20 protein-coding genes are annotated in these 26500 nt (G+C 74.5%); 3 read left to right on the top strand and 17 right to left on the bottom strand.

What is annotated here, in order from left to right; genetic code table 11:
- Nucleotide 1 precedes the first annotated feature (1 nt).
- From tssH to EV292_RS14365, 9 genes are all read right to left on the bottom strand, one after another.
- Nucleotides 2-2665 carry a type VI secretion system ATPase TssH gene (tssH, locus tag EV292_RS14405; RefSeq protein ID WP_132909928.1) on the bottom strand — a complete coding sequence of 888 codons (2664 nt, stop codon included), beginning with the start codon at nt 2663-2665 and terminating at the stop codon, nt 2-4.
- Nucleotides 2662-3705 (bottom strand): type VI secretion system baseplate subunit TssG, encoded by a 1044-nt coding sequence (gene tssG / locus EV292_RS14400; protein WP_132909927.1) that lies wholly within the window; start codon nt 3703-3705, stop codon nt 2662-2664. Before tssG ends, tssH begins: the two co-directional genes overlap by 4 nt.
- Nucleotides 3669-5543, bottom strand: a complete 1875-nt coding sequence (gene tssF, locus EV292_RS14395) for a type VI secretion system baseplate subunit TssF (protein WP_132909926.1) — start codon at nt 5541-5543, stop codon at nt 3669-3671. Before tssF ends, tssG begins: the two co-directional genes overlap by 37 nt.
- Entirely contained in the window at nt 5543-6052 is a 510-nt protein-coding gene (gene tssE, locus EV292_RS14390; protein WP_132909925.1) for a type VI secretion system baseplate subunit TssE, read from the bottom strand. The genes tssF and tssE overlap by 1 nt, the downstream gene beginning before the upstream one ends.
- Nucleotides 6049-6855 (bottom strand): type VI secretion system accessory protein TagJ, encoded by an 807-nt coding sequence (locus EV292_RS14385; RefSeq protein WP_243693786.1) that lies wholly within the window; start codon nt 6853-6855, stop codon nt 6049-6051. The genes tssE and EV292_RS14385 overlap by 4 nt, the downstream gene beginning before the upstream one ends.
- Nucleotides 6856-6887: 32 nt before the next feature.
- A complete protein-coding gene (locus tag EV292_RS14380) occupies nt 6888-7373 on the bottom strand; it encodes a type VI secretion system tube protein Hcp (RefSeq protein ID WP_132909924.1) in 486 nt (161 codons plus the stop codon).
- A gap of 63 nt (nt 7374-7436) precedes the next feature.
- Nucleotides 7437-8930 (bottom strand): type VI secretion system contractile sheath large subunit, encoded by a 1494-nt coding sequence (tssC, locus tag EV292_RS14375; protein ID WP_132909923.1) that lies wholly within the window; start codon nt 8928-8930, stop codon nt 7437-7439.
- 25 nt (nt 8931-8955) lie between these two features.
- On the bottom strand, nt 8956-9495 hold the full coding sequence (tssB, locus tag EV292_RS14370; RefSeq protein ID WP_132909922.1) for a type VI secretion system contractile sheath small subunit: 540 nt from the start codon (nt 9493-9495) through the stop codon (nt 8956-8958).
- 313 nt (nt 9496-9808) lie between these two features.
- Nucleotides 9809-10807 carry a type VI secretion system ImpA family N-terminal domain-containing protein gene (locus EV292_RS14365; RefSeq protein ID WP_132909921.1) on the bottom strand — a complete coding sequence of 333 codons (999 nt, stop codon included), beginning with the start codon at nt 10805-10807 and terminating at the stop codon, nt 9809-9811.
- Nucleotides 10808-10923: 116 nt separating this feature from the next.
- Here EV292_RS14365 and tssI point away from each other — a divergent pair, with 116 nt between their 5' ends.
- Genes tssI through tagH form a run of 3 tightly spaced genes read left to right on the top strand, consistent with a single transcriptional unit; the run spans nt 10924 to nt 14824 of the window.
- Entirely contained in the window at nt 10924-12846 is a 1923-nt protein-coding gene (gene tssI / locus EV292_RS14360; protein ID WP_243693785.1) for a type VI secretion system tip protein TssI/VgrG, read from the top strand.
- Nucleotides 12843-13397 carry a hypothetical protein gene (locus EV292_RS14355; RefSeq protein WP_132909920.1) on the top strand — a complete coding sequence of 185 codons (555 nt, stop codon included), beginning with the start codon at nt 12843-12845 and terminating at the stop codon, nt 13395-13397. Before tssI ends, EV292_RS14355 begins: the two co-directional genes overlap by 4 nt.
- Nucleotides 13397-14824: a type VI secretion system-associated FHA domain protein TagH gene (gene tagH / locus EV292_RS14350; protein WP_132909919.1), complete on the top strand. Its 1428-nt coding sequence runs from the start codon at nt 13397-13399 to the stop codon at nt 14822-14824. The genes EV292_RS14355 and tagH overlap by 1 nt, the downstream gene beginning before the upstream one ends.
- A gap of 14 nt (nt 14825-14838) precedes the next feature.
- Here the strand turns inward: tagH and EV292_RS14345 are convergent, their stop codons facing one another.
- From EV292_RS14345 to EV292_RS14310, 8 genes are all read right to left on the bottom strand, one after another.
- Nucleotides 14839-15585 (bottom strand): protein phosphatase 2C domain-containing protein, encoded by a 747-nt coding sequence (locus EV292_RS14345; protein WP_243693784.1) that lies wholly within the window; start codon nt 15583-15585, stop codon nt 14839-14841.
- Nucleotides 15582-16061: a type VI secretion system-associated protein TagF gene (gene tagF / locus EV292_RS14340; protein WP_165927119.1), complete on the bottom strand. Its 480-nt coding sequence runs from the start codon at nt 16059-16061 to the stop codon at nt 15582-15584. Before tagF ends, EV292_RS14345 begins: the two co-directional genes overlap by 4 nt.
- Complete coding sequence (gene tssM, locus EV292_RS14335) at nt 16058-19456, bottom strand: type VI secretion system membrane subunit TssM (RefSeq protein WP_132909917.1); 3399 nt, start codon at nt 19454-19456, stop codon at nt 16058-16060. The genes tagF and tssM overlap by 4 nt, the downstream gene beginning before the upstream one ends.
- Nucleotides 19457-19459: 3 nt before the next feature.
- The gene (gene icmH / locus EV292_RS14330) at nt 19460-20800 is read right to left on the bottom strand and encodes a type IVB secretion system protein IcmH/DotU (protein ID WP_243693783.1); all 1341 of its coding nucleotides are present in this window, start codon (nt 20798-20800) and stop codon (nt 19460-19462) included.
- A complete protein-coding gene (tssK, locus tag EV292_RS14325; RefSeq protein WP_132909916.1) occupies nt 20776-22119 on the bottom strand; it encodes a type VI secretion system baseplate subunit TssK in 1344 nt (447 codons plus the stop codon). The genes icmH and tssK overlap by 25 nt, the downstream gene beginning before the upstream one ends.
- Nucleotides 22120-22275: 156 nt before the next feature.
- Complete coding sequence (locus tag EV292_RS14320) at nt 22276-24657, bottom strand: DAHL domain-containing protein (protein ID WP_132909915.1); 2382 nt, start codon at nt 24655-24657, stop codon at nt 22276-22278.
- Nucleotides 24654-25607: a cytochrome c peroxidase gene (locus tag EV292_RS14315; RefSeq protein ID WP_132909914.1), complete on the bottom strand. Its 954-nt coding sequence runs from the start codon at nt 25605-25607 to the stop codon at nt 24654-24656. The genes EV292_RS14320 and EV292_RS14315 overlap by 4 nt, the downstream gene beginning before the upstream one ends.
- Nucleotides 25604-26356, bottom strand: a complete 753-nt coding sequence (locus EV292_RS14310) for a response regulator (RefSeq protein ID WP_132909913.1) — start codon at nt 26354-26356, stop codon at nt 25604-25606. Before EV292_RS14310 ends, EV292_RS14315 begins: the two co-directional genes overlap by 4 nt.
- Between the last annotated feature and the right edge of the window lie 144 nt (nt 26357-26500).

Genomic DNA, 26500 nt, shown 5'->3' with positions numbered 1-26500 from the left:
GTCATGCCGCCGCCTCGATCGCGCGCGGCCCAGCCTCCGCGACCTCCGCGACCTCGACGACGTCATAGGTGAAGCCCGCCGCGTCCGCCCCGACGCGGATCGCGGCGAGCGGTCGACCGCCGATCTGGCGCTCGATCAGCATCACCGACAGCTCGGGCAGCAGGGTGTTGGTGAGGATCGCGTCGATCATCCGCCCGCCCGAGGCGACCTCCTCGCAGCGCGACACGATCAGCGCCACCGCGTCCTCGTCATAGCCGAGCGTCACCGCGTGGTGATCGGCGACGCGGCGGACGATCCGGTCGAGCTGGAGCGCGACGATCCCGCGCAGCACCGCGGGCGAGAGCGGCTGATAGGGCAGCACCACCAGCCGGCCGAGCAGCGCGGGCGGGAACACCTCGAGCAGCGCGGGGCGGAGCGCGGCGGCGACACCCGCGCCCGCCAGCGGCTCCCCCTCGGCCGCGGCCTCGTCCGCCAGCGCGGTCACCAGCTCGGACCCGACGTTGGAGGTGAGCAGGATCAGCGTGTTGCGGAAGTCGATGAAGCGCCCCTCGGCATCCTCCATATAGCCCTTGTCGAACACCTGGAAGAACATCTCGTGGACGTCGCGGTGCGCTTTCTCGATCTCGTCGAGCAGCACCACCGAATAGGGGCGGCGTCGCACCGCCTCGGTCAGCACCCCGCCCTGGCCGAAGCCGACATAGCCCGCGGGCGCGCCCTTCAGCGTCGAGACGCTGTGCGCCTCCTGGAACTCGCTCATGTTGATCGTGACCAGGCTGTCCTCGCCGGCATAGAGCAGCTCAGCGAGCGCGTGCGCGGTCTCGGTCTTGCCCACTCCCGAGGGGCCGCACAGGAGGAAGACCCCGACCGGCCGGTCGGGATGGCCGAGCCCCGCGCGCGCGGTGCGGAGCCGGCGCGCGATCGCGGCGATCGCCGAATCCTGCCCGACGACGCGGCGCTTGAGCCGCTGCTCGATCGTCAGCGTCGCGGCCAGTTCGTCGCGCACCATCCGCCCCGTGGGGATGCCGGTCCAATCGGCCACCACCGCCGCGACCGTGTCGGCGTCGACCTCGCCGAACACCATCGGCGCCTCGCCGCGCACGCGCGCTGCCGCGCGGATCGCCGCGTCCAGCCCGTCGCCGCCGCTGGCGCGCAGCGCGGCAACCTGCGCCACCGCGTCGCGCTCGGCCTGCCAGCGCGCTTCCAGCGCGTCACGCGCGTGCGTCGCCTCGGCGAGCGCGGCGTCGAGCGTCGCGACGCGCCCTGCGCCGGCCCCGGCCCCCGCCCCGACATAGCCGCGCTCCGCCTCGCGCGCGGCGATGTCGCGCTCGAGCGTCAGCGCCTCGATGCGGCGGCGCGCATCCTCCACCGGCGCGGGCGTGGCGTGCTGCGACACCGCGACGCGCGCCGCCGCGGTGTCGAGCAGGCTCACCGCCTTGTCGGGGAGCTGGCGCGACGGGATATAGCGCTGCGACAGCCTGACCGCGGCCTGCACCGCCTCGTCGAGCACGGTGACGCGATGGTGCGCCTCCACCGCGGCCTTGAGCGCGCGCAGCATGTCGGCGGCGGCGGCGGGATCGGGTTCGGCCACCGCGATCGGCTGGAACCGCCGCGCCAGCGCCGGGTCCTTCTCGACATATTGGCGATATTCACCCCAGGTCGTCGCCGCGATGGTGCGCACCAGCCCGCGCGCCAGCACCGGCTTGAGCAGGTTTGCCGCGTCACTCGTGCCCGCCTGTCCGCCCGCGCCGATCAGCGTGTGCGCCTCGTCGATGAACAGGATGATCGGGTGCGGCGACCGCTCCACCGCGTCGACGATCTGGCGCAGCCGTTTCTCGAACTCGCCCTTCACCCCCGCCCCCGCCTGGAGCAGCCCGACGTCGAGCGCGTGGAGGCTCACGGTCGCGAGCGCGGGGGGCACGTCGCCGTCGGCGATGCGCCGCGCCAGCCCCTCGACGATCGCGGTCTTGCCCACCCCCGCCTCGCCGGTGAGGATCGGGTTGTTCTGGCGACGGCGCAGCAGCACGTCGATGACCTGGCGGATCTCGGCGTCGCGCCCGACGATCGGGTCGATCGCGCCGGCGCGCGCGCGCGCGGTGAGGTCCACGGCATAGCGCGCCAGCGCGTCGGCGCCCTCGCCGCCCGGCCCCGCCGCGGCGGGTGCGGGCACGGCGTCGGCGGGGGCGTCATCTTCGTCCGAGCCGGCGGTGAGCGCGGCGAAGTCGGCACCGATCCGGTCGGCCGAGAGGTGGCGCCACTCGCCCGAGAGCTGGAGCAGCAGCCCGCGCAGCACCGGCGTCTTGAGCATCGCGAACAGCAGATGCCCCGATCGCACCCGCGGCGCCGCGAACAGCAGCGAGGCGTACATCCAGCCGCGCTCGATCGCTTCCTCCACCTGCGGCGCGAAGTCGCTCACCGCGCTGGCCCCGCGCGGCAGCCGGTCGAGCGCCGCGGTGAGGTCGGCGGCGAGGCGCGCGCCGTCGATCCCTGCGGCGGCATGGATCGCGGCCACGTCGCTGCGCGCGTCGCCCACCAGCACGTGGAGCCAGTGCGCCAGCTCGACATAAGCGTTGCCGCGCAGCCGGCAGAAGCCGGTCGCGGTCTCGATCGCGCGCAGCGCGACGGGGTGGAGCCGGCCGAAAAGGGCGGTGCGGCTGATGTCGGTCATGCGGCGGTCTCCTGCGATCGTTGGCGCGCGAGCCGGCGCGCCTGCGCGCCGAGCCGCGCCTCGGCGCGGACGCGCCCGGGTGCGGCGGCGCCGGTGTAACTGTCCCAGCCGAGCCGCGCCGTGCCGCCCAGCCGCGCGGGGCTCACGGCGGCGGGGGCGACCGCCAGCTCGATCTCCCATTCGAGCTGCGGCGGCGCGAAGGCGTCGAGCGCCTCGACCAGCAGCGCGTAGCGCGCGCCGCCGGGCAGCAGCGCGCGATGCTCGTCGCGGCTGCGCACCGCGATCACCACCTTGAACGCCTCGTCCGCGGTGCAGACGCGCGCGCCCGCCAGCGCGCCGCCGCCCAGCGCGGCATGGCCGCCAGCGAGCGCGCTCTGCTCGTCGCGCGCGACGTCGCGCCAGCGCTCGACATGTTCGACGATCCGCACCGGCACGCGCAGCAGGTCCGACAGCGCGCCCGCGATCCCGCCCGGGCTGCGCGGCGAGGCGAACAGCGCGGCGTAGCGGAGCCGCGCCGCCGCGGGAAAGGCCTGCGCCGCCGCGGCGCCATCGGTGGCGCCGGTCAGCGCCGCGATCTGGCCGGCGAGGCGATCGTCGTCGGGGCGGTCGGCGCTGGCGGCGGGCACCGCGGCGGCCCAGGCGCGATAGAAGAGCTGCAGCATCCGCCCCGACAGCACGTCGAGGAAACCGCCGAACGGCTGCCGGCGCGCGTGACGGCGCTCGTCCGCGGCATATTCGCTGAGGTGGAGCGGCAGCGGCCCCATCGGCCCGGTCAGCCCGAGCCACTGGCCCTCCACCGTCGCGTGCGCGCCGGCGACCTGGATCGCGGTGAGCGTCGCGGCGGGAAAGGCGAGCGCGGGCGCATGGACCAGCGCGACCAGATCGTCCTCGGGCCGCCGCGCCTCGCCGATCCGCGGCAGCGCGGGCGCGCGCGCCTCCACCCCGCGCAGCAGCGCGAGCGGCTCGACCCGCGCGACCGCCGTCGCGGCGTGCGCGAGATGGCTCAGATGGTCGGGCGCTGGCCGAGCCGCGCTGGCCATGTCGCGATCCTCCCCTCTTGCGCGGTCTCGATGACGGTCTCGACGAAGCCGTTGACGCTGGCGAATTCGGCGAGAAAGCGCTCCAGCACCGCGCCGAACAGGAACAGCCGCCCGTTCTCGTAGCTGGCGTCGTCGAGCGTGACGGTGAGCCGGGTGCCGCGCACGAAGGCGGGGCGCGCGCGATCGGGCAGGCGGCGCGACACCAGCGCGGCATGGACCGAGCGGACGCCGTCGGCCGCGCGCCGCGACGCGGGATCGTCGATCCGCGCGTACAGCGCGAGATGCTGGCGCAGCACCGCCGGGTCACCCGCGGGATCGCTCGCGAAGCCGGTGTAATTGGGCGTCAGATGCGCGACCACGCGCCAGGCCGCGTCGCCGATGCCGAGCGGCGGGCGCGGGCGGGTCGGCGCGCGCAGCAGCGTGATCGCGCGCGCGGGCACGCCCTCCGCCACCAGCGCGGCGCCGGCGGTACGGATCGTGCCCGCCAGCTCGCGGTTGGTCACCAGCGCGCGCGCGGACACCTCGGTCACCTCGCCGAGCCGGTCGGGGCGGCCGGGTGCGGTGAGGCTGAGCCAGGTCTCGGTGCCGACATAATCGTCGCGTCGCCGCATCCGCCGCTCGCGCGTCGACAGCCGGCGGTGGCGCAGCCGCGTCACGTAGAACAGCGCCTCGCTCCAGTCATGGAGCTGCCCGGCATGATCGTAGAGCGGCGCCACCGCGCGCGCGTCCTGCGGGTCGCGCCCGTGCGCGGTGACCGAGAGCAGGCGATACACCTCGAAATCGAGCGGGCGCGCGCGATCCGCGATCACCTGGCGCTCATGGTCGAGCGCGCCGATCGGGACGCGGTCGAGCTGCTTCTCGAACAGGTTGATCGCGGGCGTGGCGAACGGGCGCAGATGCGCCGCGCCGAGCGCCCCGGCGAGCGCGGGAACGCTGCGGCGCAGCGGCACGATCAGGTCGCACGCCGGCGCCTCGCCCAGCGCGGCGAAGCCGCGACGCAGCCCGTCGAAGCGCACGAACAGGAAACGCTCGGCACAGGCGGCATATTCGGACAGGAGGCGATAGCCGCGCCCGGCGCGCGGCTCGTCGGGCAGCAGCGCGCAGGCCGCGTCGAACCCGTGCTGCGCGGGCAGCGGCAGCGGCACCGCGCCGCACGCGCCCGGCGCCGCGTCGACCGGCAGCGCGAAGGCGGCGGCGGCATCGCCGATGAGCTGGCGGTAGAGTTCGCCCGGGACCACGCCCGCCCCGTCCAGATACAGCGGCAGCGTGTCGAGCGGCAGCGCGGCGAGCGGCGCGCCCGTGGTGGTCTCCACGCGCAGCCGCACCGCCGCCTCGATCGTCTCGCCCGCCGGCATCGCGCCCAGATAGGGCGCCACCGCGGTGCGCGTGGCGAGATAGTCCACCGCCGCGACGCGGATCGGCCACAGCGTCACGTCCTGCCCGGTGCGGAAGGTCACCGGCGTGCCGTCGCGGTCGGCGGCGGTGGCGTGGAGCCGGGTGTGGCGCGCGATCGTCACCCCCTCCGCCAGCGCGGCGTCGCCCTCGCGCGGCTCGAAGCCGACGATGCAGATCGACGGCATCGGCGCGAGATAATGCGGCTGGATCAGCTGGAGCAGATGCTGGGTGAAGTCGGGGAACTGGTCGCGCAGCTTGAGCTGGACGCGCGCGCCGAGGAAGGCGACGCCCTCGAGCAGCCGCTCGACGTGCGGGTCGACGTCCGCCCCCGCGCCCAGCCCGAGCCGCCCCGCCACCGCGGGATGCTCCTCGCCGAACCGTCGCGCGGTCTCGCGCAGGTGGACCAGTTCGTCGTTATACGCGTCGAGCAGCCGGGGGTCCATCAGCCCTCCCCGACGCGCGCCGCGCCGGTGTCGACGTCGACCTCGGTGCGGATCTCGACCGGCAGCGTCTGCACCGCGGCGGAGACGTCGCCGCGGATCACGAAGCCGACGCTGTTGGGCCGCGGCGCCGCGGCGGCGGGCTCGACCTCGAGCGAGCCGCGCGCGATGCGCGGTTCGTAGCGCGCGATCGCCTCGCGCATGTCGCGCGCGCGCGCCTGCACGCCGGGGCGGGTCAGCAGCGTGCCGCTGAGATCGCCCAGTCCGTAGTTGAGCGTCGAGGTCATCACCTCGGGCGCGGCGGAGAGGTCCTGCACCGCGGCGAGCCCCGTGGTGTTGAGCAACCAGGCGAGCTCGCGCAGCAGCGTCGCGCGCAGCGCGGTCTCGTTGAACCGCTCGATCCGCGGCACGACGTGGAAGCGCGCGCCCTCGTCCGGCGCCGCGGCCGCGTCCTCGGCGGCGCGGTCGGCGACCAGCTTGTCGAACAGGGTCGGGTTGATCCGCTGGGTCACGACAGCGGGGCGAAGCGCAGGTGGCGGAAGCCGAGCAGCCCGATCTCCTCGCCGCGGTCGGTGGTCCACACCCGCTGGCCGATGCCGCGCGCGTCGCCCGCGCCGGACCAGTCGGTGCGGCGCGCGAGCCGCAGCCGGTCGTCCTCCGCGCGCTCGCTGCCGGGATAGCGCGCGGGGAGCAAGGCCGCGACCGCGCCGCCGTCGCGCAGCCGGATCTCGGCGGGAAGCCAGACGAGGTCGCGCAGGTCGACCGGCCCCTCGGTACGGATCTCCTCGACGACGCAGAAGGGCAGCAGCCCCCAGCGCCCGGCGACGATCGCCTCGAACGTCGGGCCGAAGCGGCCGTCGCCGTCGTAGAGATAGGAGAAGGCGCGCCCGTCGATCGTGCCGGGCAGGTCGGGCGCCGCGGCGAAGGCGCGCGCGCGCATCTCGGCGGCGCCGCGCGCGTCGGCGGCGAAGGCGTTGGCGAGGTCGAGCGCCCAGCCGGGCGAGGCGCGCAGCAGCGGCGCGGGATCCTCGCCGCGCATCGCCGCGGCGCGCGCGATCTCGCCGCCGATCGCCTGACCATAAGCGGTGGCGAGCATCCGCGTCTCGGGCGCGAGCTGCGCCAGCAGATCCAGTTGCGCGCGCGCACGGTCCCAGTCGCCCGCGACGCACAGCAGCTGGAACAGGAACATCCGCGCGCGACGGTCGTCGGGGCGCAGCCGCAGCCGCGCGCGCAACGTGGCGGTCGCACCGTCCACCTCGCCCGCGCGCAGCTGCGCGTCGGCGGTGATCTCGCGGGTGTCGGTCTCGACCGCCATGCCTGCTCCTCCGTCCGATCGCGTCGCCGCGGTCAGGCCGACTGGTTCTTGCGGATGTCCCATTTGAACGGGACGCTGCCCGCCGCGCGACCCTGCGCGCCCTGCGGCTGGTAGGTCACGTCGACCTTGGCGAAGTTGAGCGTGACGCTCTCGACCGTTAGCTCGTCGCCCGGATTGCCGCTGTGCTGCACCCCGCTCACGAACACCTGGTCCATGTCGATCTTCATATATTCCAGCGGCGTGTCGCCGCCGACCTTGCGGCAGATCAGCGTGCCGGTGGTGAAGTGATTGCCCTTGGCGCAATTGCTCAGGATCGTCGCGGTCGCCTTGTCGACATATTTGGTGATGCTGAGATCGTGGAACGACGCCTTGCCCGTGCCCGAGCCGCCGCCCATGCTCGAGCTGCCCTGGTTGCTGACGCCCCAGTTCCAGCCGAGCAACTCGATCTCGCCCTCGTGCCCGGTCGCGATCGACTCGCCGTCACAGCCGGCGAGCTTCAGGAACATTTCAACTGCCACGGTTCACTCCTCTGCGCGTTGCGCTCATGGGATCGATGATGCGGGGGCGGCGCGGCTGCGCGCTCAGTTCGGCGCCTTGGGCAGCCGCGAGACCATGCTGAGCGACACGTCCATGCCCTCCAGCTGGTAGTGCGGCACCATGCGGAACAGCCCGCGATAATAACCCGGGTTCTCGGGGTCGGGGATGACCTCCACCGCGGCCTGTTTCAGCGGCTTGCGCGCCTTGGTGTTCTCGTCTGAATGTTCGGGCTGGAGATCGACATATTGCATGATCCAGCTCTGCAGGTCGCGCTCGAGCTGGGGCGCCTCGCGGGTGCCGCCGATCCAGTCGCGCACCATGCATTTCAGGTAATGCGCGAAGCGGCAGCTCGCGAAGATATAGGGCAGCCGCGCCGACAGATTGGCGTTGGCGGTGGCGTTGGGATCCTCATAGGCCTTGGGCGCGTGGAGCGTCTGCGCGCCGATGAAGGTGGCATGGTCGGTGTTCTTGCGATGCACCAGCGCCATCAGCCCGACCTTGGACAATTCGGCCTCGCGCCGGTCCGAGATGGCGATCTCGGTCGGGCATTTGGCGTCCACGCCGCCCTCGTCGGTGGGGAACAAGGCGGTGGGCAGGTCCTCCACCGTGCCACCCGATTCCACGCCGCGGATGCGGGTACACCAGCCGTAGGTCTTGAACGCCTCGGTGATCCGCACGCCCAGCGCGTAGGAGGCGTTGAGCCACAGATAGCGGTCGTGCTCGCCCGCGGCCTCTTCCTCGAAGGCGAAATCCTCCACCGGATCGGACTCGGCGCCGTAGAGCGGGCGCCCGAGGAAGCGCGGCAGCGTCAGCGCCATGTAGCGGCTGTCGTTGGAGGCGCGGAACGAGCGCCACGCCATGTAATCGGTCGCCTCGAACTGCTTGGCCAGATCGCGCGGGTTGGCGAGCTCGCGCCAGCTGTCCATGCCGATCAGCTTGGGGCCGGCCGCGGCGATGAACGGCGCGTGCGCGGCCGCGCCGATCTTGGACAGGCCCTTCATCACCTCGATGTCGGGGCCGCCGTGATCGAACGTATAGTCGCACACGATCGCGCCATAGGGCTGGCCGCCGAGCTGGCCGAACTCCGCCTCATAGACCTTCTTGAACAGCGGGCTCTGGTCCCAGGCGGCGTCGCGATACTGGCGGAACTGGCGCCGCATCTCCTCCTTGGAGACGTTGAGCACGCGGATCTTGAGATCCTTGCCGGTCGAGGTGTTGCCGACCAGATACCACAGCCCGCGCCACGCCGATTCCATCGCCTGGAACTCGGGGTGGTGGAGGATCGCGTTGATCTGGACGGACAGCTTGCGGTCGATCGCGGCCTTGAGCGCGTCCACCGTCATATAGACGTCGTCGCCGATCACCGCGGCGTCTTCCAGCGCGCGCTGCGCCAGCGTCCGCACTGCCTGCTCGATGCGATCCTGCTTGGCATCGCTGCCGGGGCGGAACTCCTTCTGGAGCAGCAGCGCGAAATCGTCGGTGTCGCCGATCGTCGCGGGCGCGGCGGTCGGGGCGGACTGGAGGGCGTGCTCGGCCATCATCGTCTCCTGGGCGGAAAGGGGGTCAGTCGTCGCGGTCGGCGTCGGCGGGCGCCGGCTCCGGCGCCGCCGCGGCGCGCTCGGCCGCGAGCGTCTCCAGCAGCGCGGGGTCGCGCAGCAGCTGGTCGAGCAGCGCCTGCGCGCCCGCCTTGCCGTCCATGTAGAGCATCAGGTCGTTGAGCTGCTCGCGCGCCTCCAGCAGCCGCGCCAGCGCGGGGACGCGGCGCGCGATCCGCCCGGGGTTGAAATCTTCCAGCGTCTCGAAGCCGAGATCGACCCCGAGCCGCCCCTCGCCGGTGAGCGTATTCTCCACCGCGAAGGCGACGCGCGGCGCGATCCGCTCCATGCGCTCGTCGAAATTGTCCATGTCGAACTCGACGAAATCGCGATCGGGGAGCGACTTCTTCTCGACCAGCGACTTGCCCGACAGGTCGGACATCACGCCCATCACGAACGGCAGCTCGATCTTCTGCCGCGCGCCATAGGTTTCCACCTCATATTCGATGTGGACGCGTGGTGCGCGATTTTCCTTGATGAAGCGCTGACCGCCTTTCGCCGACACCATGATGACCTCGCTGCGCTGGTGATAGAGGACGACACGTCGGGCGCGCCGTTCGATCTTGCTTGTGCGGGTCGTGCCTGTCCGGCTGATGTCAAAGTCCGGTGCGAGCGTTACGATTGTCACGCCCTCGACTGGGCGGAGGCGGGACGAAGCCGGCAGGTTACGATCGCAACACCTTCGCCATCGTATCGAAGCACAGCGCCGGCACGGTCGCCGACATCATCCGCCCGAACGAAGATCGTCTCCCGCCATGACCCCGCCGCCGCTCTGCCCCCGCCCGCCATCGCCATGCCGCGGCACGGCGCGCGCGCGCGGCTCAGCCCGCCCCGCCGCGGAAATGCAGGAGCTGGCGCGCGTCGCCGAGCGCGTTGGGGGCGATATCCTCCAGCACCTCCAGGAAGTCGCGATGGACCCACTCGCGCGCGCGCCCGAGCAGCAGCGGCACCGGGCTGTGCGGCTCGGCGCGGCGGTAATAATCGATCGCGAGGTCGATCGCGCGCACCACGTCGTCGCGCGAGCGCACCGTGCCGCCGACCCCGCGCGTCGCCACCGGTGCCGCGTCCTCCGCCGCCGCGGGCTCGGCGGCGTCGACCGGCGCGGCGGGGAGAAAGCCGCGCGCGGCCGCGCCGATCTCCGCCACCGCGGCATGGAGCGGGGCGAAGCTGGTCCCCGCGCCCGCCCCCGCCCGCTGCGCCAGCGCGGCGTCGATCGCGTGGAAATGCGCGGCGATCGTGTCGAGCTGCGCCGCCGCCGCGGCGAGCCGCTCCAGGCTCTCGGGCTCGTCGAGCGTCGCGCGGAAGGCGCCATAACCCGGTTCCGCCTCGCCGTGCTGCTGGAAGCGGTGCAGATCGGCGCCGGTGAAGCGGCCGTGGCGCGGATGGTCGAGCAGCGCGACATGGCGCAGCGGGCCGGTGAAGGCGGCGAAATGCACCAGCGTGTCGCACGCGCCGGTGCGCCCCTCGACGCCATATTCCTCCAGCCGCGGGTGAACCGCGTCCCAATAGCGCTCGATCAGCCCGGCGAGATAGGCCGCGCCGGTGCCGACCAGGTCGAGCACCCCCGCGCGCGCGCCGGCGCGGCACAGATACACCGCGAGCCACACGTCCTTGGTCCGCGCGCTCTGCGCGTCGATCGCGTCGACGATCCGGCGCCAGTCGGTCTCGCCCTCCGCGCCCGCCTCGCCGTTGGCGTCGATCGAGACGGGGGCGTCGAACGCCTGCTCGATCGCGTGGCGTTGCGGGTCATAGGCCAGGTCGGGGCCGGTGGGATCGTCCGCGGAGACGGGCGCCAGCAGGCGGTCGAGGTCGAGGGTCATGGGGGCAGGCTCCGTATCGCGGCGAGCGTCGCTGTCGCCGCGATCGTACCGGCCCGCCGCGCCGCGCTCAACGCGGCTTGTGCGACGATTGAAACAAGTTCGAGGAACAGCCGCTGATGCGTCAGGCCACCATAGAGATCAGCATCGGCTGCGACATCGATCTTGTCGCGTTCCGCAGCCGCGAACGGCTGGGCGAATTGTTCGAGATCGAGGCCGAGATCATCGCCGCCGCGCGCGTGGACTTGGCGAAGAGCCTCGGCAAGCGGGCAATGATCGAGGTTTTCGACCTCGGCAAGCCGGTACGCCGGTTCCATGCCTTGCTGACCGAGGCGCATTTCCTCGCCGAGGAGGACCAGGGCTATCACTATGCGCTCACGCTGCGCCCCTGGCTCTACGCGCTCGCGCACAACCGCGCCTATCGCGTGTTCGAGGACATGACCGGGCTCGACATCGTCAAGCAGGTGCTCGCCGACCAGGGCCGGCGCGTCGATTATGGCCGGCTCTCGGGCCGCTACCGCCCGCGCCCCTACACCACGCAATATCGCGAGAGCGACTTCGCCTTCGTCTCGCGCGTGATGGAGCGCGAGGGGATCTACTACTTCTTCGAGCACCGCCGCGACGAACACGTGCTGGTGCTGTGCGATGCACCCGCCGCGCACCGCCCCGCGCCGGGCCATGAGGCGATCAGGCTGCGCCCCGATCGCGTCGCGGGTGGCGGGCTCGCGGGGGCCTTGTGGAACTGGCACGAACATGTCCGCGCCGACGGCGAGCGCCGCTTCCTGCTGCGCAGCTTCGACCATGAGACCAGCAGCACGCGCCAGGGCGCGGCCGATGGCGGCGCGACGATCCCGGCCGACACGCAGGAGGTGTACGACTACAGCGGCGATTTCGTCGAACCCGCGCTCGCGCAGCATTGGGCGCGCGTCGCGCTGGAGGCGTCGCGCGCGCGGCGACGGGTCTATTCGGGGACGGGCGACGCGATCGGGCTGAGCTGCGGCGCGCGCTTCCGGCTCGATTCGGACGATGCGTTCGGGCGCGGCGACGAGTTCGTCGTCACCGCGCTGGACTATACGGTGGAGGCCGAGCCGTTCCGCTCGGGCGCGACCGCCGCGCCGCGCCGCGTCGTGCTGGAGGCGGTGACCAGCGACACGCGCTGGCGCTCCGCCATCGCCACGCCCGCGCCGCACGCCGGACCGGAGACCGCGGTGGTCGTCGCGGGCGGCGCCGACGACAGCCATGTCGACCGGCTCGGGCGCGTCCGCGTGCGCTTCCTGTGGGGGCGCGCCGACGAGGCGCCGGAGGCGGCGCGCTCGTGCTGGCTGCGGCTCTCCTATCCGTCGGCGGGGGCGGGGTTCGGCCATGTCACGCTGCCGCGCACCGACGAGGAGGTGATCGTCGACTTCCTCGACGGCAACCCCGATCGTCCGATCGTCACCGGGCGCGTCTACAATTCACGCCACGCCCCGCCCTACGGCCTGCCGCGCCATCGCTCGCGCTCGGTCTATCGCTCGCGCACGATCGGGCGCACCGGCAGCTATGCCGGCGCGCGCGCGACGCCGCGCGGCCCCGGCTACAACGAGCTGATGTTCGACGACGAGGGCGGCGCCGAGCAGGTGTATCTGCGCGCGCAACGCAATCGCCTGACCGAGGTGCTGCTCGACGACGAGGCACGCGTCCAGCGCGATCGCAGCACCACCGTCTATCGCGACGACGACACCGTGGTGGAGACGGGCGACTCGACGCTCACCGCGCGGCGCGGCGACGTCACGATCGAGGCGGCGCGGCGGCTCACGCTGCGCGTCGGCGGCAACACGATCGTGATCGACGCCGCCGGGATCCACGCCACCTCGGGGCCGACGCGGCTCGACCTCACCCCGGCGATGCTCACCGCGCGCGGGCTGACGATGAGCGTCCGCATGGAGATGCTCCAGACCGACGCGGCGATGACGCTGCTGCAGGGGCAGATGATGACGATCCGCCACGCCGCCACGGTGATCCTGCCCAAGGCGGTGGGGCCGTGGATGCCGCTGCCGCTATGACCGGCGCGACGATCCCGTGGGAGGGCGTGGTGTGGACCGAGGCGTGGCAGGTCACCGCGCCGCAGGACTGGCCGCGCGAGCCCGGCGACACCGCCGCGCCCGACGCCTTCTTCGCCACGCTGCGCGCCGCCGGGCGCGGGATCGACGCGGCGCGCTTCCTCGCGCACGCGCTGCCGCGGATGGGCGCGATCGGCTGGCTGCGCGCGACGATCGCGGCCGAGGCGCCCGCCGCCGACCGCGCGTCGCTCGCCGCGATCGACGCCTGGCTGCGCGCGCCCGACGACGCGGGCCGCCGCGCCGCCTTCGACTGCGCGCTGCCGCTCCCCGCCGAGGATCCCGCCAAATTGTGCGCGGCGGCGGTGATGTTCTCGGGCGGGTCGCTCGCGCCCGACGCGTTTCCCGCCACCCCCGCGCCCAAACATGCCGCCGCGCAGTTCGTCGCCGCGGGGGTGCTGCTCTGCACCGCCGCGGCGATCGACCCCGCCGCGGCGCTCGACCGCGCGCTCGACGCGGGCGCCGCGCGCGCGATCCCCGCCAGGAGACCGGACTGATGTCGCTCATCCTCACGATCGTCGGGCACGACACGCTCGACAACGGCGAGCCCGCGCGGCTCGCGCTCGACCGCCACGGCGCGGTGATCGGCCGCTCGCCGCAGGCCGACTGGAGCCTGCCCGATCCGCGCCACCATATCTCGTCGCGCCACTGCGAGATCAGCTATCGCGACGGCCGCTACCTGCTGACCGATCACAGCACCAACGGCACCTATCTCAACGGCGCGAGCGAGCGGCTCGACCGCGCCCACGCCATCGCGGACGGCGACCGGCTCGCGATCGGTCCCTATGCGGTGCTGGCGCGGCTCGGCGACGCCGCCTCGGCGGGCGACGCGGGCGCGACCGCACTTCCCGGCGCCCCTCCCGCGAACGCGGACGCGCCGCCCGCCAGCGGCTGGGACGCGCTCCCCGCCGCGGATTGGGGCGAGTCGTCCGCCGCCGCGGACTGGGGCGAGTCGTCCGCCGCCGCGGACTGGGCCGAGCCGCCCGCCGCCGCGGACTGGGCCGAGCCGTCCGCGCCCTCGGGCTGGGCCGAGCCTGACGGTGCCGCGTCACGCTGGCGCCAGCCGCCCCCCGCTCCCGCGCGCGCCGCGGGGACCTGGGACCTGCCTGCGCCGATCGCCCACCCCTCGGCCTGGTCGAGCGCGCCCGCCGCCGGCGGCCCGACCGCCGACGACGTCTGGGGGCGGCTGGCGCGCGAGAGCGAGGTGGACTGGTCGCGCGGCGACTTCGTCTCGGTCCCCGCGCGCGACGCGCCCGAACCGGCACCCACGACACCCGCGCCCGACCCCGCACCCGTGCCCGATCCGGCGCCCCGCGCGGACGACACGGACGATTGGGCGCGCTTCGTCCGTGCCAGCGGGATCCCCGCGGACCGGCTCGCGCGCGCCCCCGCCGAGGTACTCGCCGCGGCGGGCGCGGTGCTGCGCCAGCTCGTCGGCGGGCTGATGCTGATGATCGACGCGCGCGCGCGCGCCAAGGCGCAGCTCGGCGTCCAGGCCACCGGGCTCGAGCTTGATGGGAACAACCCGCTCAAGTTCGTCCGGTCTCCCGAGCGGGCCTTGCTCCAGCTGCTCGACGCCCCCGCCACCGGCTTCATGCACGCCGAGCGCGCGGTGGAGGACGCCTTCCAGGATCTCCAGGCGCATCAGATGGCGACGCTGGCGGCGATGCGCGGCGCGCTGGAGGGGACGCTGGCGCGCGTCTCGCCCGCCGCGATCCGCGCGTCGACGCGCGCGCCGGGCCGGCTGGCGCGCCGCTGGTCGCTGCTCCACCGCGCGCGCCAGTGGGACGCCTATGAGCGCGCGTTCGAGGGCGTGGTGCGCGGCGCGAACGAGGCGTTCATGGACCTGTTCGCCAAGGAGTTCCGGCTGCACTACGATCGCCAGATCGCGGCCATGAAGCGCCGCCGCGACACCGCCGACTGAGGCTCAGCGCGGGCTCACCGCGCCAGGACCTGGGTGGTCTCGTCGCAGCCGACCACCACCGCGGTGACATTGTCCGCCGCGCCGCGCGCCACCGCGAGATCGACCAGCGCGTCGGCGCAGCGATGCGGGCGCTCGCGCTGGAGCAACGCCGCGATCGCGGTCTCGTCGAGCATCCGCGTCAGCCCGTCGCTGCACAGCAGGAAGGTGTCGCCGGGCAGCACGTCGGCGTCGCGGCGCTCCAGCGCCAGCGCGGGCTGCACCCCGACCGCGCGCGCGAGCATGTGCCCCATCGGGTGATCCGCCGCCTCGGCTCGGCTGAGCAACCCCGCCGCGACCATCTGCGCCACCGGCGAGTGATCGGTGGTGAGCGGCGCCAGCGCGCCGTCGCGCAGCCGATAGACCCGGCTGTCCCCCGCCCAGAGCACGACACAGCGCCGCGCGCGGACCACCAGCGCGGCGACGGTCGAGCCGATCACGCGTCGCTCGGCCGCACCCGCGCGCACGATCTGCGCGTTGGCGCGATCGAGCGCGGCATGGACCGCGGCCACCGCGGGGTCGAGCGCGTCGGGCAGCAGCGCGGCGTCGAGCGACGCGGCGATCCGTGTCGCCGCCCAGCGCCCGCGCGCGTGACCGCCCATCCCGTCGGCGACCGCCCACAGCCCGGCGTCGGCGCGCGCGAGACACGCATCCTCGTTGACGGTGCGGACGCAGCCGACGTCGGTGCGGCTGCCCTGTTCGAAGCGGAGCGCGCCCGCGATCACCGCGCGCCGATCCAGTCGGTGCGTCCGGGCGCGAGCGCGTAGGTGGCGCAGCCCGCGGCACCGGGGTCGCGCGCGGCGTGCCCGGCCGCGGCGAGCAGTGCGTCGGCGTCACGCGGCGCCGCGATCGCGCAGGCGGCGAGCCGCGCGGCGATCGCGGTCGCTTCCGCCTGGTCGAGCCGCGCGCGCGTGCGCCAGCCGAGCACGAGCGGGAAGGCGCGTCCGACGCGATCGCGCGAGGCGAGGACGCAGCCGGCGCACCAACCCACGTCCACCCCCTCGGGCGGCGCCACCAGCACGTGATGCGGCGGCGTCGCGGCCCAGGCCGCCGCGAAGCCGTCGCCATGCCGGACGCGCGCGGCGTCCAGCGTGGCGCTGAACCAGGCGTCCCACCAGCCGCGCCGCCAAGGGGTGAGCCCGCGCGTGACGAAATCGCCGTGCCCCGGCAGCTTGCCGAAGAGGAAGCCGCTCCCGCTCACAGCCGCGCCGGGCAGCGGAAGGCGAACGGGCCACCGCGGCTGAACGGGTTGCTGCCCGGCGGCAGGTCGATCGCGAGCGTCGCGGCCTGCGCGCCCTCGCCGAAGGTCGCGCGGATCCGGTCCGGCCCGGCATTCTCGACGCGCGCGGCGTCGAGCAGGCGGAACAAGGCGAAGGCACCGCGCGCCTCGAACCGCCGCGCCTCGCGCGCGCCGGCGAACAGCACCAGCCGCGCCGCGGGCAGCGTCGCGAGGTTCCACAGCAGCGGGCGTTGCCCCGCCGCGCCGGGGTCGAGCCGATAGCTCACCCCGCCCGCGGCCAGCTCCACCGCGGTGACCTCGCCGCCGACGTCCGCGAGCGCGACGTCGAGCGCGAGCCCGCGCGCGAGCAGGTCGCGCAGCGCCGCGGCGCGCTGCCATTGCGCCGCGCTCGACGCGGCGAACCCCGCCGCGACCGGATCGTCGCGCCGCCAGCGCCACGCCGCCGCGCCGGTATCGAGCACCGGCGCCAGCCGGTCGCGCGCGAACTGGTCGGCGACGCCGTTGATCCCATAGACGCGGTGCAGCTCGGCGGGATCAGCGTCCTGGCGCGCCGCGGCGACGAAGGGGTAGCGGACGTCGCTGGCGGCGCGGCACGCGGGCAGGACCTGCGCCGCATAGTCGCGCTCGAGCGCGCCGCGCGCCGCGCGGGTCGCCGCCCCCGCGCCGCTGCGCGCGGCGCCGTCGACGAAGGGCTTGAGCTGCGGTGGCGCGCTCACGCCGGCGGTCGCCAGCGTGCCGAGCGCGGTGGCGAGCTGCCCCTGCACCGCGCCCCCGCTCAGCGCCGCACCGGGCGCGCGGCTGGCCGCATCCGCCGCGGCGGCCTGACGCACCGCGGCGAGCAGCGCGTCGACCGGAGCGGCGCTGCCCCCGCCCTCACCCCCGCTCCCGCCCACGGCGAAATCCGCCACGGGGGCGAAATGCGCGCGGATCGTCGCCGCCGCGTCGTCGCGCGCCGCCCCGGTCGCCGCCCCGCCCAGCATCGTTTGGCGCCGCGCCTCGATCAGCAGCGTCTTGAGCGGCGAGGGATCGCGCGCGATCGCGCCCAGCGCGGCGCGGTCGCCGAAATAATCCGCCGGCTGCGGCAGCGCCAGCAGCGCGTCCCACGCCGCGATATAGGCGCTGGCGTAGCGCGCCGCGATCGCGCCGCGCAGCGTCGGGAGCTGGTCGCGGATCGAGCGCGTCGCCGCATCGGGGCCGAACACCCACAGGTCGCGGTCGAGCTCGGCGCGGACCGATCGCAGCCCCGGGCGATAGGCCGCCGCATAGCCCGCTCGCGTCAGGAACCACGGGATGGTCGCGCCCAGCACCGCGTCGCCGTTGCGGAAGGCGCGCCGATCGCCGCTGGCGAGCACCGCGTCGGCGCGCCAGTCGGGCCGGCCGGTCGCATCGGCGCGCGCGCGCAGCACCGCATAGGCGCGATCGGCCAGCGGCAGCGTGGCGAGCGCGGCACGGCTGCTCGCGATCAGCGCGGCGTCGAGCGGCGCGCGGCGCTGCGGCCAGACGCGGCCGAGATCGGGGTCGGCGAGCAGCGCGTCGAGATGCGCGGCGAGCCGCGCGCGGACCTCGGCGCGATCGGCGCCGGGCAGCGCGGCATCGCGCCAGTCGTCGACCACCCAGGCGCGCACCGCGCGCGCGTCGAGCGGCCCCGCCCCGCCGAGCATCAGATAGGCCTTGAGCGGGGCGTAGAGCCGCACCGGATCGGCCTGGCCCTCGCGCAGCACGCGTTCGGCGCGCAGCAGCAGCCGCGGCAGCAGCACGCGCTGGACCGTCTCGCCGTAGGCGAGCCGCGCGGTGTCGGCGTGACCCGATTGGTACAGGCCCAGCCGCATCGTCACCGCCGGCGCGCCGCGCGCTTGATCGTCGTGCCCGCGCGGCAGCGCGGCCAGCCGGTCGAGCAGCGGCAGCGCCTGTTCCAGATCGGGGTCGCTGTCGCGCACCTCGACCAGGTCGATCCCCTCGCGGCGCGCCTGCACCCCCGCCGCGTCCGCCTCGCGCAGCAGCGCGACCTGAAGCGCCTTGTTCCGCGCGAAGGCGTTGACCTCCAGCGCGGCGAGCGTGAGCGCGGCCAGCGCCAGCGCCGTCCCCGCCCCCGCCAGCGCGAACCGCCGCCGACGCCGCGCCGCGGGGGCGAGGCGCACGCGCCCCGCCTCGGCGAAGATCACCTCCGTCAGCGGGCGGTGGAGGAAATAGGCGCGGCCCTGCCCCGAGCGCGGCGCCGCGGCCGGGGCGTGATAGGTGGCGGCCATCGCGTGCAGCACGCGGTCGAGCGGCGCGCCCTCCTGCGTCCCGCTCGTCAGGTACAGGCCCCGCACGCCCGCCCCCATGGTGCCGGCGGCGAGGATCCCGTCGGCGAGATAATGGAGCCGGCGGCGCAGCGCGAGCCATTGCCCCGGGAAGCCCAGGATCAGCCCGCGCGCGCGCTGGTCGGGCTCCTCGTGCAGCCGCTTGGCGGTGCGCGCCGCCAGCGCCTCGACCATCGCGTCATAGCCCGCGATCAGCGCGGCGGCGTCGGCGGGGCGATCGGGGTCGAGCGTCGTGCCCAGCGCGGCGCGGCGCCCCTCCGCCGCGAGGTCGGCGAAGAATTCGGTGAAGCCCGCCACCAGATCGGCCTTGGTGAGCAGCAGATACACCGGCGCCTCGACCTGCAGCGCGCGCGCCAGCTCCTCCAGCCGGCGCCGGATCGCGCCGATCTGCGCGTCGAGCTCGGCGCGGTCGGCGGCGATCAGCGTGTCGAGCGCGAGCGCGACGATGACGCCGTTGATCGGCTCGGCCGGGCGCGTGCGCCGGAGCAGCCGGAGGAAACGCGCCCACCCCGCGGCATCGACCGCGCGATCCGAATCCTGCGTGGTGTAGCGCCCCGCGGTGTCGACCAGCACCGCCTCGTCGGCGAACCAGAAATCGAGATCGCGCGTGCCGCCCACCCCCGCCAGCGCGGCATCGTGCGCGGGGAAGCGCACGCCCGACCGCAGCAGCGCGGTGGTCTTGCCCGCGCCCGGCGGGCCGATGATGACGTACCACGGGCGCGCGTAGAGATAGTCGCGCCGCCCGCCCGCCTCGCGCCGGAGGTGCGCCAGCGCGTCGCGCATCCGCTGGCCCAGCACGGCCTGTTCGGCGTCGGCCGCGTCCACCTCGTCGGCGATCCCGTCCGCCAGCGCCGCGGCGCCGCGCCGACCGCGCCACCGCCGCCACGCCGCCGCGCCGACCAGCCCGGCCGCGACCAGCGCGACCAGCGATAGCCGCACGCCGTTCGCGCGCAGCGCGGGGAACAGGATCGGCAGCCCGACGGCACCGAGCAGCGCGAGCACCGCCGCGGCGGTGCCGGCCAGCGTCCACCAATGGCGCATCACCTTGTCCATGGCTCACTCGCTCCGCGGGATGACGATCTCGACGCGGCGGTTGAGCGCCTTGCCCGCCGCGGTCGCGTTGCTGGCGACCGGCTGCGCCGCGCCCAGCCCCGCCGCGCTGACCCGCTCGGGATCGTCGAGCCGCGCGCGGAACAGCGCCGCGACCCGCTCGGCGCGCGCGCGCGACAGCGCGACATTGTCGGGGAAGGTGAGGCTGGCGACCGGGTCGCTGTCGGCATGGCCCTCGATGCGGATCGCGCCGGGCTCGCGCTGCGCCGCCGCGGCGATGCGCGCGAACAACGCCTCGCGCCCGGGCACGAGCGCGTCCGAGCCCGAGCGGAACAGCGTGCCCACCGTGGTGCGGACCCGCAGGCTGCGCGGATCCTGCTCCACCACCACCAGCCGCGCCGCGATCTCGGGGGCGAGGAAGCCGCCGACCCGCCGCGACTGCGCGTCCGCGGGTGCGGCGAGCGCGGGGGCGGCGCGCGACAGCCGCAGCGGCGTGGCCGGGTTGAGCGCCAGCATCGCCGCCATCGCGGGCTGGCCGGTCTGGATCAGGATCAGCCGCAGCCCGAGCACGAGCAGCAGCAGCGCCGCGGCGACGAGGCTGGCGACGAGCGTCACGCGCGTGCGCAGCCCCGCCTGGCGGCGCGGCACCGGCCGCCCGCGCCACGCGGGCACCAGCTCCAGCTCGGACAGCGCGCGGACGTGGCCCAGCGCGGCATAGGCGCTGTGCTGCGCCGCGCGCAGCCGCCCGCCGGGATCGGCGTGGCGGTAGCGCCCCTCGAACCCCGCGGCGAGGCAGGCGTGATACAGCTCGATCAGCGCGAGATGCTCGGCGGGCCGCGCGAGCATCTCGCCGAGCAACTGCCAGAAGCGCTCGCCGCCGACATTCTCGCCGAAGCCGCGCACCACCAGGCTGCGGCGCGCCCATTCGGCGCCGTCGCGCGCGCTGCCGGGCAGGTTCTGCGCGACGTCGTCGATCGTCGCGAACACCGCGTAGCGCGCGCGGCGCCGCGTCTCCTCGTCATAGCCGCCCGCGGCGAGCGCGGCGTCGAAGCGCGCCGCGGCGGCGACCGCGCGTCGGTGCAGCGCGGGCAGGTCGCTCGCCCCCGCGGCGCGCACCGCGGCGGCGAGCGCGAGCAGCGGCGCCGCCGCCTCCACCATCGCGTTGCGCGGGCGCGCGCGCGGCGGAGCATCAGGCAGATCGTCGTCCGCCACGCCGGGGTCGGGCCGCCGCGCGCTGGGCGGCGCGGGCGGCGCGGCGCGCGGCGTCGAGCGCGCGGGCTGGAAGACGGTGTGCTCGCCCGCGGGATCGTCGACGCGCGTCGTCACCGCGCCGCCCGCCGCACGCACCAGAGCTCGAGCCGCAGCTCGGGCCAGTCCCCCGCGACGTGAAGCCCCAGCGCGGGCGCGTCGGCGAGCGCGGCCCATTGCTCCGACGAGCGGTCCAGCTCGAAATAGACATAGCCCGGGATGGCGCGGATCTGCGGCGGCGGGGTCGGCGCGTGGCGCAGCGGCACCCCGGCGAGCGCGCTGTCGACGATCTGGCGCATCTTCTGCACCGGCCCGATCTTGGCCACCGAGGGAAAGCGCGCGCGCACCTCGTCGAGCGGGGCGCGCGCGCTCGCGGCGAGGAACAGGTAGGAGGAACCCAGCAACGCCGGGTCTGCGATCCGCGCGGTATAGGCGCCGGGCGCTGCCTCCACCAGCGGCAGCATCGTCGCGGCGCGGTCGTAGATCGCCGACAGCGCGACCTGGATCCGCTCCACCACCGGCTCGAAACATTGCTGGAGCCGGTCGTGCGCGTAGCGCGGCAGCGCGCCCGGGCGGCGCTCGGCGCTGGTCAGCGTCGCCAGCTCGCCCGCGAGTGCGAGCAGCGCCTCGTACAGCCGCTCGGGATGGAGCATCGGCAGCGCGGCGAGATGCGCGAGCTGCGCCTGGCAGCGGTTGAGCGTCTGGAGCAGCAGGAAATTGGCGATCGTCTCGGTGCCCGCGTCGGCCGCCTCGACCGCGCGCAGCGCGAGCTCGTCGATCCGCTGCTCGGCGCGGCCGAGGATGTCGGCGAGGAAGCCGGTGAGCCGCGGGCTCGCCGCGACATCGATCGCGGGCGGCACATAGCGGTCGTCGAACACCAGCGCGCCGTTGTTCGTCTCGCGCACGCGCGCCAGCCCGAGCAGCACGCGGCCGTAGGTCTGGTCGCGCGTCACCCCGAAGGCGAGGTTGGGGCGCGCGATCTCGACCGGCTCGCGCGCGCGCTCCTCGGCGAAGACGTCGGGCACCTCGGCCACCTCGACCAGGAAGCGTGCCTCCGCCGCGCCCGGCTCGCCCGCGACGCGATAGGCGACCGCGCCGGGCTGATGCGCGGGCAGCGTCAGATGCACCACCGCGTCGCGCGTCGTCGCGGGCAGGTCGATCGGCGCGGGCGGGGGCAGGTCGCCCGGGATCGCGAAGGGCATGCCATCGGGCAGCACGCCGGCGAGCCGCTCCACCCCGAACTTGCCGAGCGCGGCGAGATCCTGGTTCACCACCAGCTCGGTGACGCCCCAGGGATAGGGGCGCGCGGTGCGCGCGCGCGCGCCGAGCAGCGCGTCGAGATGGCGGTCCTGCTGCTGGAAATGCTGCTGGCGCAGGAACAGCCCCTCGCGCCAGGCGACGCGCCCCTCAGCGAGCATCGCCGCGCGCGTCCGCGAGCAGGAACGGGGTGGGCGACGGCCCGGGCATCGGCGGCTCCGATCGATATCCAGCGGAACCCGCGCCGTACACGGGCGCGCATGTCAGCGCGGTGTCGCGGCGGCGCGGTCGCGCTACGCCTGTAACCCCGCCCCCGCTCAGTCGGCGGCCGCGGTCTCGCGCGCGTCGTTCATCCCCATCAGCAGCGGCGCCAGCTCGTCGGCGCGCAGCGGGTAGCGCAGCGGCGTCGCGCCCGCGGGGATCGCGCCCACGGTGGCGACCAGCAGCTGCCGGTCGCCCAGCGCCGCGCCCAACGCCGCCACCGAAGCGGCGGCGCGCGGGGCGTCGCGTGCGGCCACCACCACCGCGTCGCAGCTGCCGATCACCTCGTGCAGCACCGCGGGATCGGTCGCCAGCGCGAAGCCGAGCGGCTCGAACCCGATCTCGGCGAGCAGCTCCTCCTCGGCGGCGAGCTGGTCGGGCTCGGTCAGCAACAGCACGCGCGCGCCGTCCCCCACCACCGGCGCGCCGGGGTCGACGCGCATCACCGGCAACCACACGCTGAACCGCGCGCCGCCCGCGTCGCCGCTCTGCACGTCGATCGTGCCGCCATGGTCCTGCACGATCTCCCAGGCGGTCGACAGGCCCAGCCCGGTGCCCCCCGCCTTGCTGGTGAAGAAGGGGTCGAACAGCCGACGCCGCACGCTCTCGGACACGCCCGGCCCGCTGTCGCTCACCGCCACCACGACATAGCCACCCGCGGCGAGGCTGCCGTGGCTCAGATGCGTCTCGGCGGCCAGCGTCGTGCGCCGCGCCTCGATCGTCACCGCGCGCCCGTCGCTCGCCTGCGCGGCGTTGCGGCAGATGTTGAGGATCACCTGCTGGAGCTCGCCCGCCGCGCCGAACACGGGGAGCCGCCGGTCGACCGCGACGAGCCGGAACGCCGCCTCGTCGCGCGCCACCGCGAGCAGCAGCCGCACCGCCTGATCGAGCACCTCGACCAGGTTGAGCGGGCGCTTGGCGGAGCGGCCCTGTTTGGCGAAGTTGAGGATATCGTCGACCAGCTCGCGCGCGCGCTCCACCGCGTCGCGGATCTCGTCGAAGCGGTAGCGCGCCGCTGAGCCGGGCGCGCTGCGTTCCTGCCCCATCTCGGCGAAGCCGCCGATCGCCGCGATGATATTGTTGAAATTGTGCGCGACCCCGCTCGCCATCGCGCCGATCGCCTCCATCCGGCGCGCGCGCGCCAGCGTGCGTTCGAGCCGCGCGCGCTCGCGCTGCATCGCCTCGCGCCGCGCGCCATGCGCGATCGCGACGATGGCGGACTGGAGCCCCGCCAGATAGTCGCGCCGCTGCGCCACCGCGAGCTTCTCGGGCTCGAAGCCCAGCATCACGCGATGCGGCTGCGCGGTGCGCAGCAGCACCAGGTCGGCGGTGTCGGTCAACACCATCGCGCGGCGCAGGTGGCGGCGCACACCGCGCGCGTCGAGCGAGGCGAACAGCCGGTCGCCGTCCCACGCGCCGTCGGCCTCGGCGGCGCTCGCCAGCGTGCGCAGCCAGCCGGGGTCGACCTGCGCGTCGGGCCAGGAGAAATGCGCCACGTCAGGCTGGCCGGGGATGACGAGCTGGAGCCGCCGCGCGCCGATATGCTGCGCCAGCCGCGCCACCGCGTCCTGCACCCGCGCGATGAAGTCGGCGGGACCAGTGTCGATCAACGGCACCGCGATCGCGGCGCTGAGCCGCTCGTTGACCGCCTGCGCGCGCAGCTCGCGGGTGCGCAGCCGCTGCTCGATGATCAGCGCCACCACGCTGGCGATCAGCACGATGATCGTCGCCGCCAGCGCGATCTGGAGGTGGCGCGCCGCCTCGGCGCGGCGACGGGTCTCGGCCCGCAGCTCCTGCTCGAGCGCGCCGATGCGACGCTCCATCTGCATCGCGCGGATCTGGTGGAGCAAGCCGTCGATCTGCGGCAGGATCCGCACCAGCAGCCGCGCGTGCGCGACGAGCTGCGCCGCGGGCGTGCCCTCGCGCGCGGGCGGCGCGCGGCGCAGCGCCGCGGCGGCCTCGGCCACCGTAGGCGGGCTGGTGTCGAGCGTCAGCTTGAAGATGCGCGACGACAGCACGTCATGCCCCTCCGCCATCGCGCTGCCCTCCGCGGCGAAGCGGGTCAGCGAGTTCTGCAACAGCGCGTTGTCGCTCTTGAACTGTTCCACCAGCTGCGCCTGTCGCGCGGCCACCGTCATCAGCTGCGCCAGCAGGCGGCGCGCGCGCGGGCGCAGCGGCAGCCGCTGGAGGTCGGCGAAGCTGCGCCGCTCGGCGGCGAGATCGGCGTTGATCGGGTCGTAGTTGCGCAGGATCCCCGCGCGCGCGTTGAGCAGATCGAGCTGGAGCGCGCGCTCGGCCAGCGAATAGGCCATCGCCGCGTTGCTCGCGTCGACCACCCAGCGGCGGTTCTCGCTGAGGTTGCTGAGACTGGCGGCGCCCAGCACGATGCTGGCGACGAAGGCGAGCATCGTGGCACAGCGCAGCGCGACCAGCATCATCGCCGCGGCGCCGGCGGGGCGGGAGCGGCGGGCGCGCGAAGCGGACGCCCTTTGTATCGGCCGGTGAGCGAATCGAGGAAGGCGCTGATATCGGCGACGTCGCGGCGCCCGATCGTGAGGTCGAGCTGCGCGCGCGCCATCTGGCGGATCGCCTCGGGCACGGTGGCGACGCTGCCGTCGTGGAAATAGGGCGCGGTGACGCCGACGTTGCGCAGGCTCGGCACGCGCAGGTAGCGCGGCGTCGCGTCGCCGAGGGGATGGAAGATGCCGCGCCGCTGAAACAGATTGCCCCCGACATTGGCGCCCTGGTGACAGCTCGCGCAGCCCAGCACCTTGAAGCGCGTATAGCCGCGAACCTGCTGGGGCGTCAGCGCGGCGCCGTCGCCGCGCAGCCAGCGGTCGAACGGCGCGTCGGGGGTGACGAGCGTCACGACAAAGGCCGCGATCGCGTCGGCCGCCGCGCGATCGTCGGGCGCGGCGCCGTAGATCGCGCGGAACCGGCGCTGTAGCGCGGCATCGGCGGCGAGCCGGCGCGCCGAGGCGCCGCCGCCCATCAGTTGATCGCTGCGCAGCGTCGCCAGCGTCATGTCGCCCAGGCCGTGGAACCGCCCCTGCCAGCCGAGCCGGTAGTTGAGGCCGCTGTTGAACACGGTCGGCGTGTTGAACGCGAGCGCGCCGCGTTCGCCGCGGTCGCGCGCCAACCGCGAGGCGCCGTTGCTGGCGAGATCGTGGCACGAGGCGCAGGCGAGCCGCCCCGAGCGCGACAGCCGCCGGTCGGCGAACAGGTCGCGCCCCAGCGCGATCTTGCGCGCGTCACCCGCGGGCGGGCGCGGCAGCGGCGAGAGCGCGTGGCGCGCGTGCGGCGACTCGCCGGGCTGCGCGCGCGCCAGCGCGGCGGCCCCCGCGAGCGACAGCGCGGCCAGCGCGACCGCCGCCGCGGCTCGGCTCATACCATCTCGACGTCGACGTCGAACTTATAGCCCACGCCGCGCTCGGTGCGGATGAAGCGCGGCGCGCTCGGCGTCTCCTCCAGCTTGCGGCGCAGGCGAAGGATCTGGACGTCGATGCTGCGATCATAGACGTCCTCGTGGACGCGCGTCGCCTGGAGCAGATGCTCGCGCGACAGCGCGCGGTGCGGCGCCTGCACGAAGGCGCTGAGCAGCGCGAACTCGCCCTTGGTCAGCGCCACGGTCTCGCGCGTCGGCGAGGTCAACTCGCGGCGGCGCTGGTCGAACGACCAGCCGGCGAAGCGGAAGGTGCATTCGTGCGGCCGCGCCGGGCTCATCCGGTCCATCGTGCGGCGGCGCAGCGTGGCGCGGACGCGCGCGAGCAGCTCGCGCAGCCCGAACGGCTTGGTGAGATAATCGTCCGCGCCCAGCTCCAGCCCGAGCACGCGGTCGATCTCCTCGCGGCGGTTGCCGGTGACCAGGATCACGGGGACGACGCTCTTGGCGCGCAGCTCGCGCAGGATCTCCAGCCCGTCGTCCTCGCCGAGGTGGAGGTCGAGCACCACCAGATCGGGCTCGCGCACCGACAGCGCGTGGAACAGGCCCTTGCGCCCGCCCACCGCGGCGGCGCGCAGCCCGTGTTCGATCAGATAGCCGACGATCATCCGCTGCATCGCGGGATCGTCGTCCACCACCAGAATGCGCGCGGCCTTGGTATGAGTCGCGAACTCGTTTGTATCAATATAGGTCACGGCAACCCTCCCGATCGCCCTCGCACGGGCGTCGTGTTTCACTTAATGTCGCGCAACCGGAACCAAAAATGCCGTCGTGTGACATTGGTAACGGTTTGATGTCGCTAGGCGACCGGCCGAGGCTGGCTCGCGACGAAGCCGCTG

Origin of the sequence: Sphingomonas sp. BK235 (genome assembly GCF_004345855.1) — a bacterium.
In the GTDB taxonomy this organism is placed as follows: Bacteria; Pseudomonadota; Alphaproteobacteria; order Sphingomonadales; family Sphingomonadaceae; genus Sphingomonas.
The sequence above is the reverse complement of the archived record's forward strand: the minus strand, read 5'-3'. Positions and strand labels throughout refer to the sequence as shown.

What these genes read in the sequence shown, in the direction of transcription:
- tssH (WP_132909928.1), bottom strand. Translation starts at nt 2,665, where the DNA reads ATGACCGACATCAGCCGCACCGCCCTTTTCGGCCGGCTCCACCCCGTC.
- tssG (WP_132909927.1), bottom strand. Translation starts at nt 3,705, where the DNA reads ATGGCCAGCGCGGCTCGGCCAGCGCCCGACCATCTGAGCCATCTCGCG.
- tssF (WP_132909926.1), bottom strand. Translation starts at nt 5,543, where the DNA reads ATGGACCCCCGGCTGCTCGACGCGTATAACGACGAACTGGTCCACCTG.
- EV292_RS14385 (WP_243693786.1), bottom strand. Translation starts at nt 6,855, where the DNA reads ATGGCGGTCGAGACCGACACCCGCGAGATCACCGCCGACGCGCAGCTG.
- tssC (WP_132909923.1), bottom strand. Translation starts at nt 8,930, where the DNA reads ATGGCCGAGCACGCCCTCCAGTCCGCCCCGACCGCCGCGCCCGCGACG.
- tssB (WP_132909922.1), bottom strand. Translation starts at nt 9,495, where the DNA reads ATGGTGTCGGCGAAAGGCGGTCAGCGCTTCATCAAGGAAAATCGCGCA.
- EV292_RS14365 (WP_132909921.1), bottom strand. Translation starts at nt 10,807, where the DNA reads ATGACCCTCGACCTCGACCGCCTGCTGGCGCCCGTCTCCGCGGACGAT.
- tssI (WP_243693785.1), top strand. Translation starts at nt 10,924, where the DNA reads ATGCGTCAGGCCACCATAGAGATCAGCATCGGCTGCGACATCGATCTT.
- EV292_RS14355 (WP_132909920.1), top strand. Translation starts at nt 12,843, where the DNA reads ATGACCGGCGCGACGATCCCGTGGGAGGGCGTGGTGTGGACCGAGGCG.
- tagH (WP_132909919.1), top strand. Translation starts at nt 13,397, where the DNA reads ATGTCGCTCATCCTCACGATCGTCGGGCACGACACGCTCGACAACGGC.
- tssM (WP_132909917.1), bottom strand. Translation starts at nt 19,456, where the DNA reads ATGGACAAGGTGATGCGCCATTGGTGGACGCTGGCCGGCACCGCCGCG.
- tssK (WP_132909916.1), bottom strand. Translation starts at nt 22,119, where the DNA reads ATGCTCGCTGAGGGGCGCGTCGCCTGGCGCGAGGGGCTGTTCCTGCGC.
- EV292_RS14320 (WP_132909915.1), bottom strand. Translation starts at nt 24,657, where the DNA reads ATGATGCTGGTCGCGCTGCGCTGTGCCACGATGCTCGCCTTCGTCGCC.
- EV292_RS14315 (WP_132909914.1), bottom strand. Translation starts at nt 25,607, where the DNA reads ATGAGCCGAGCCGCGGCGGCGGTCGCGCTGGCCGCGCTGTCGCTCGCG.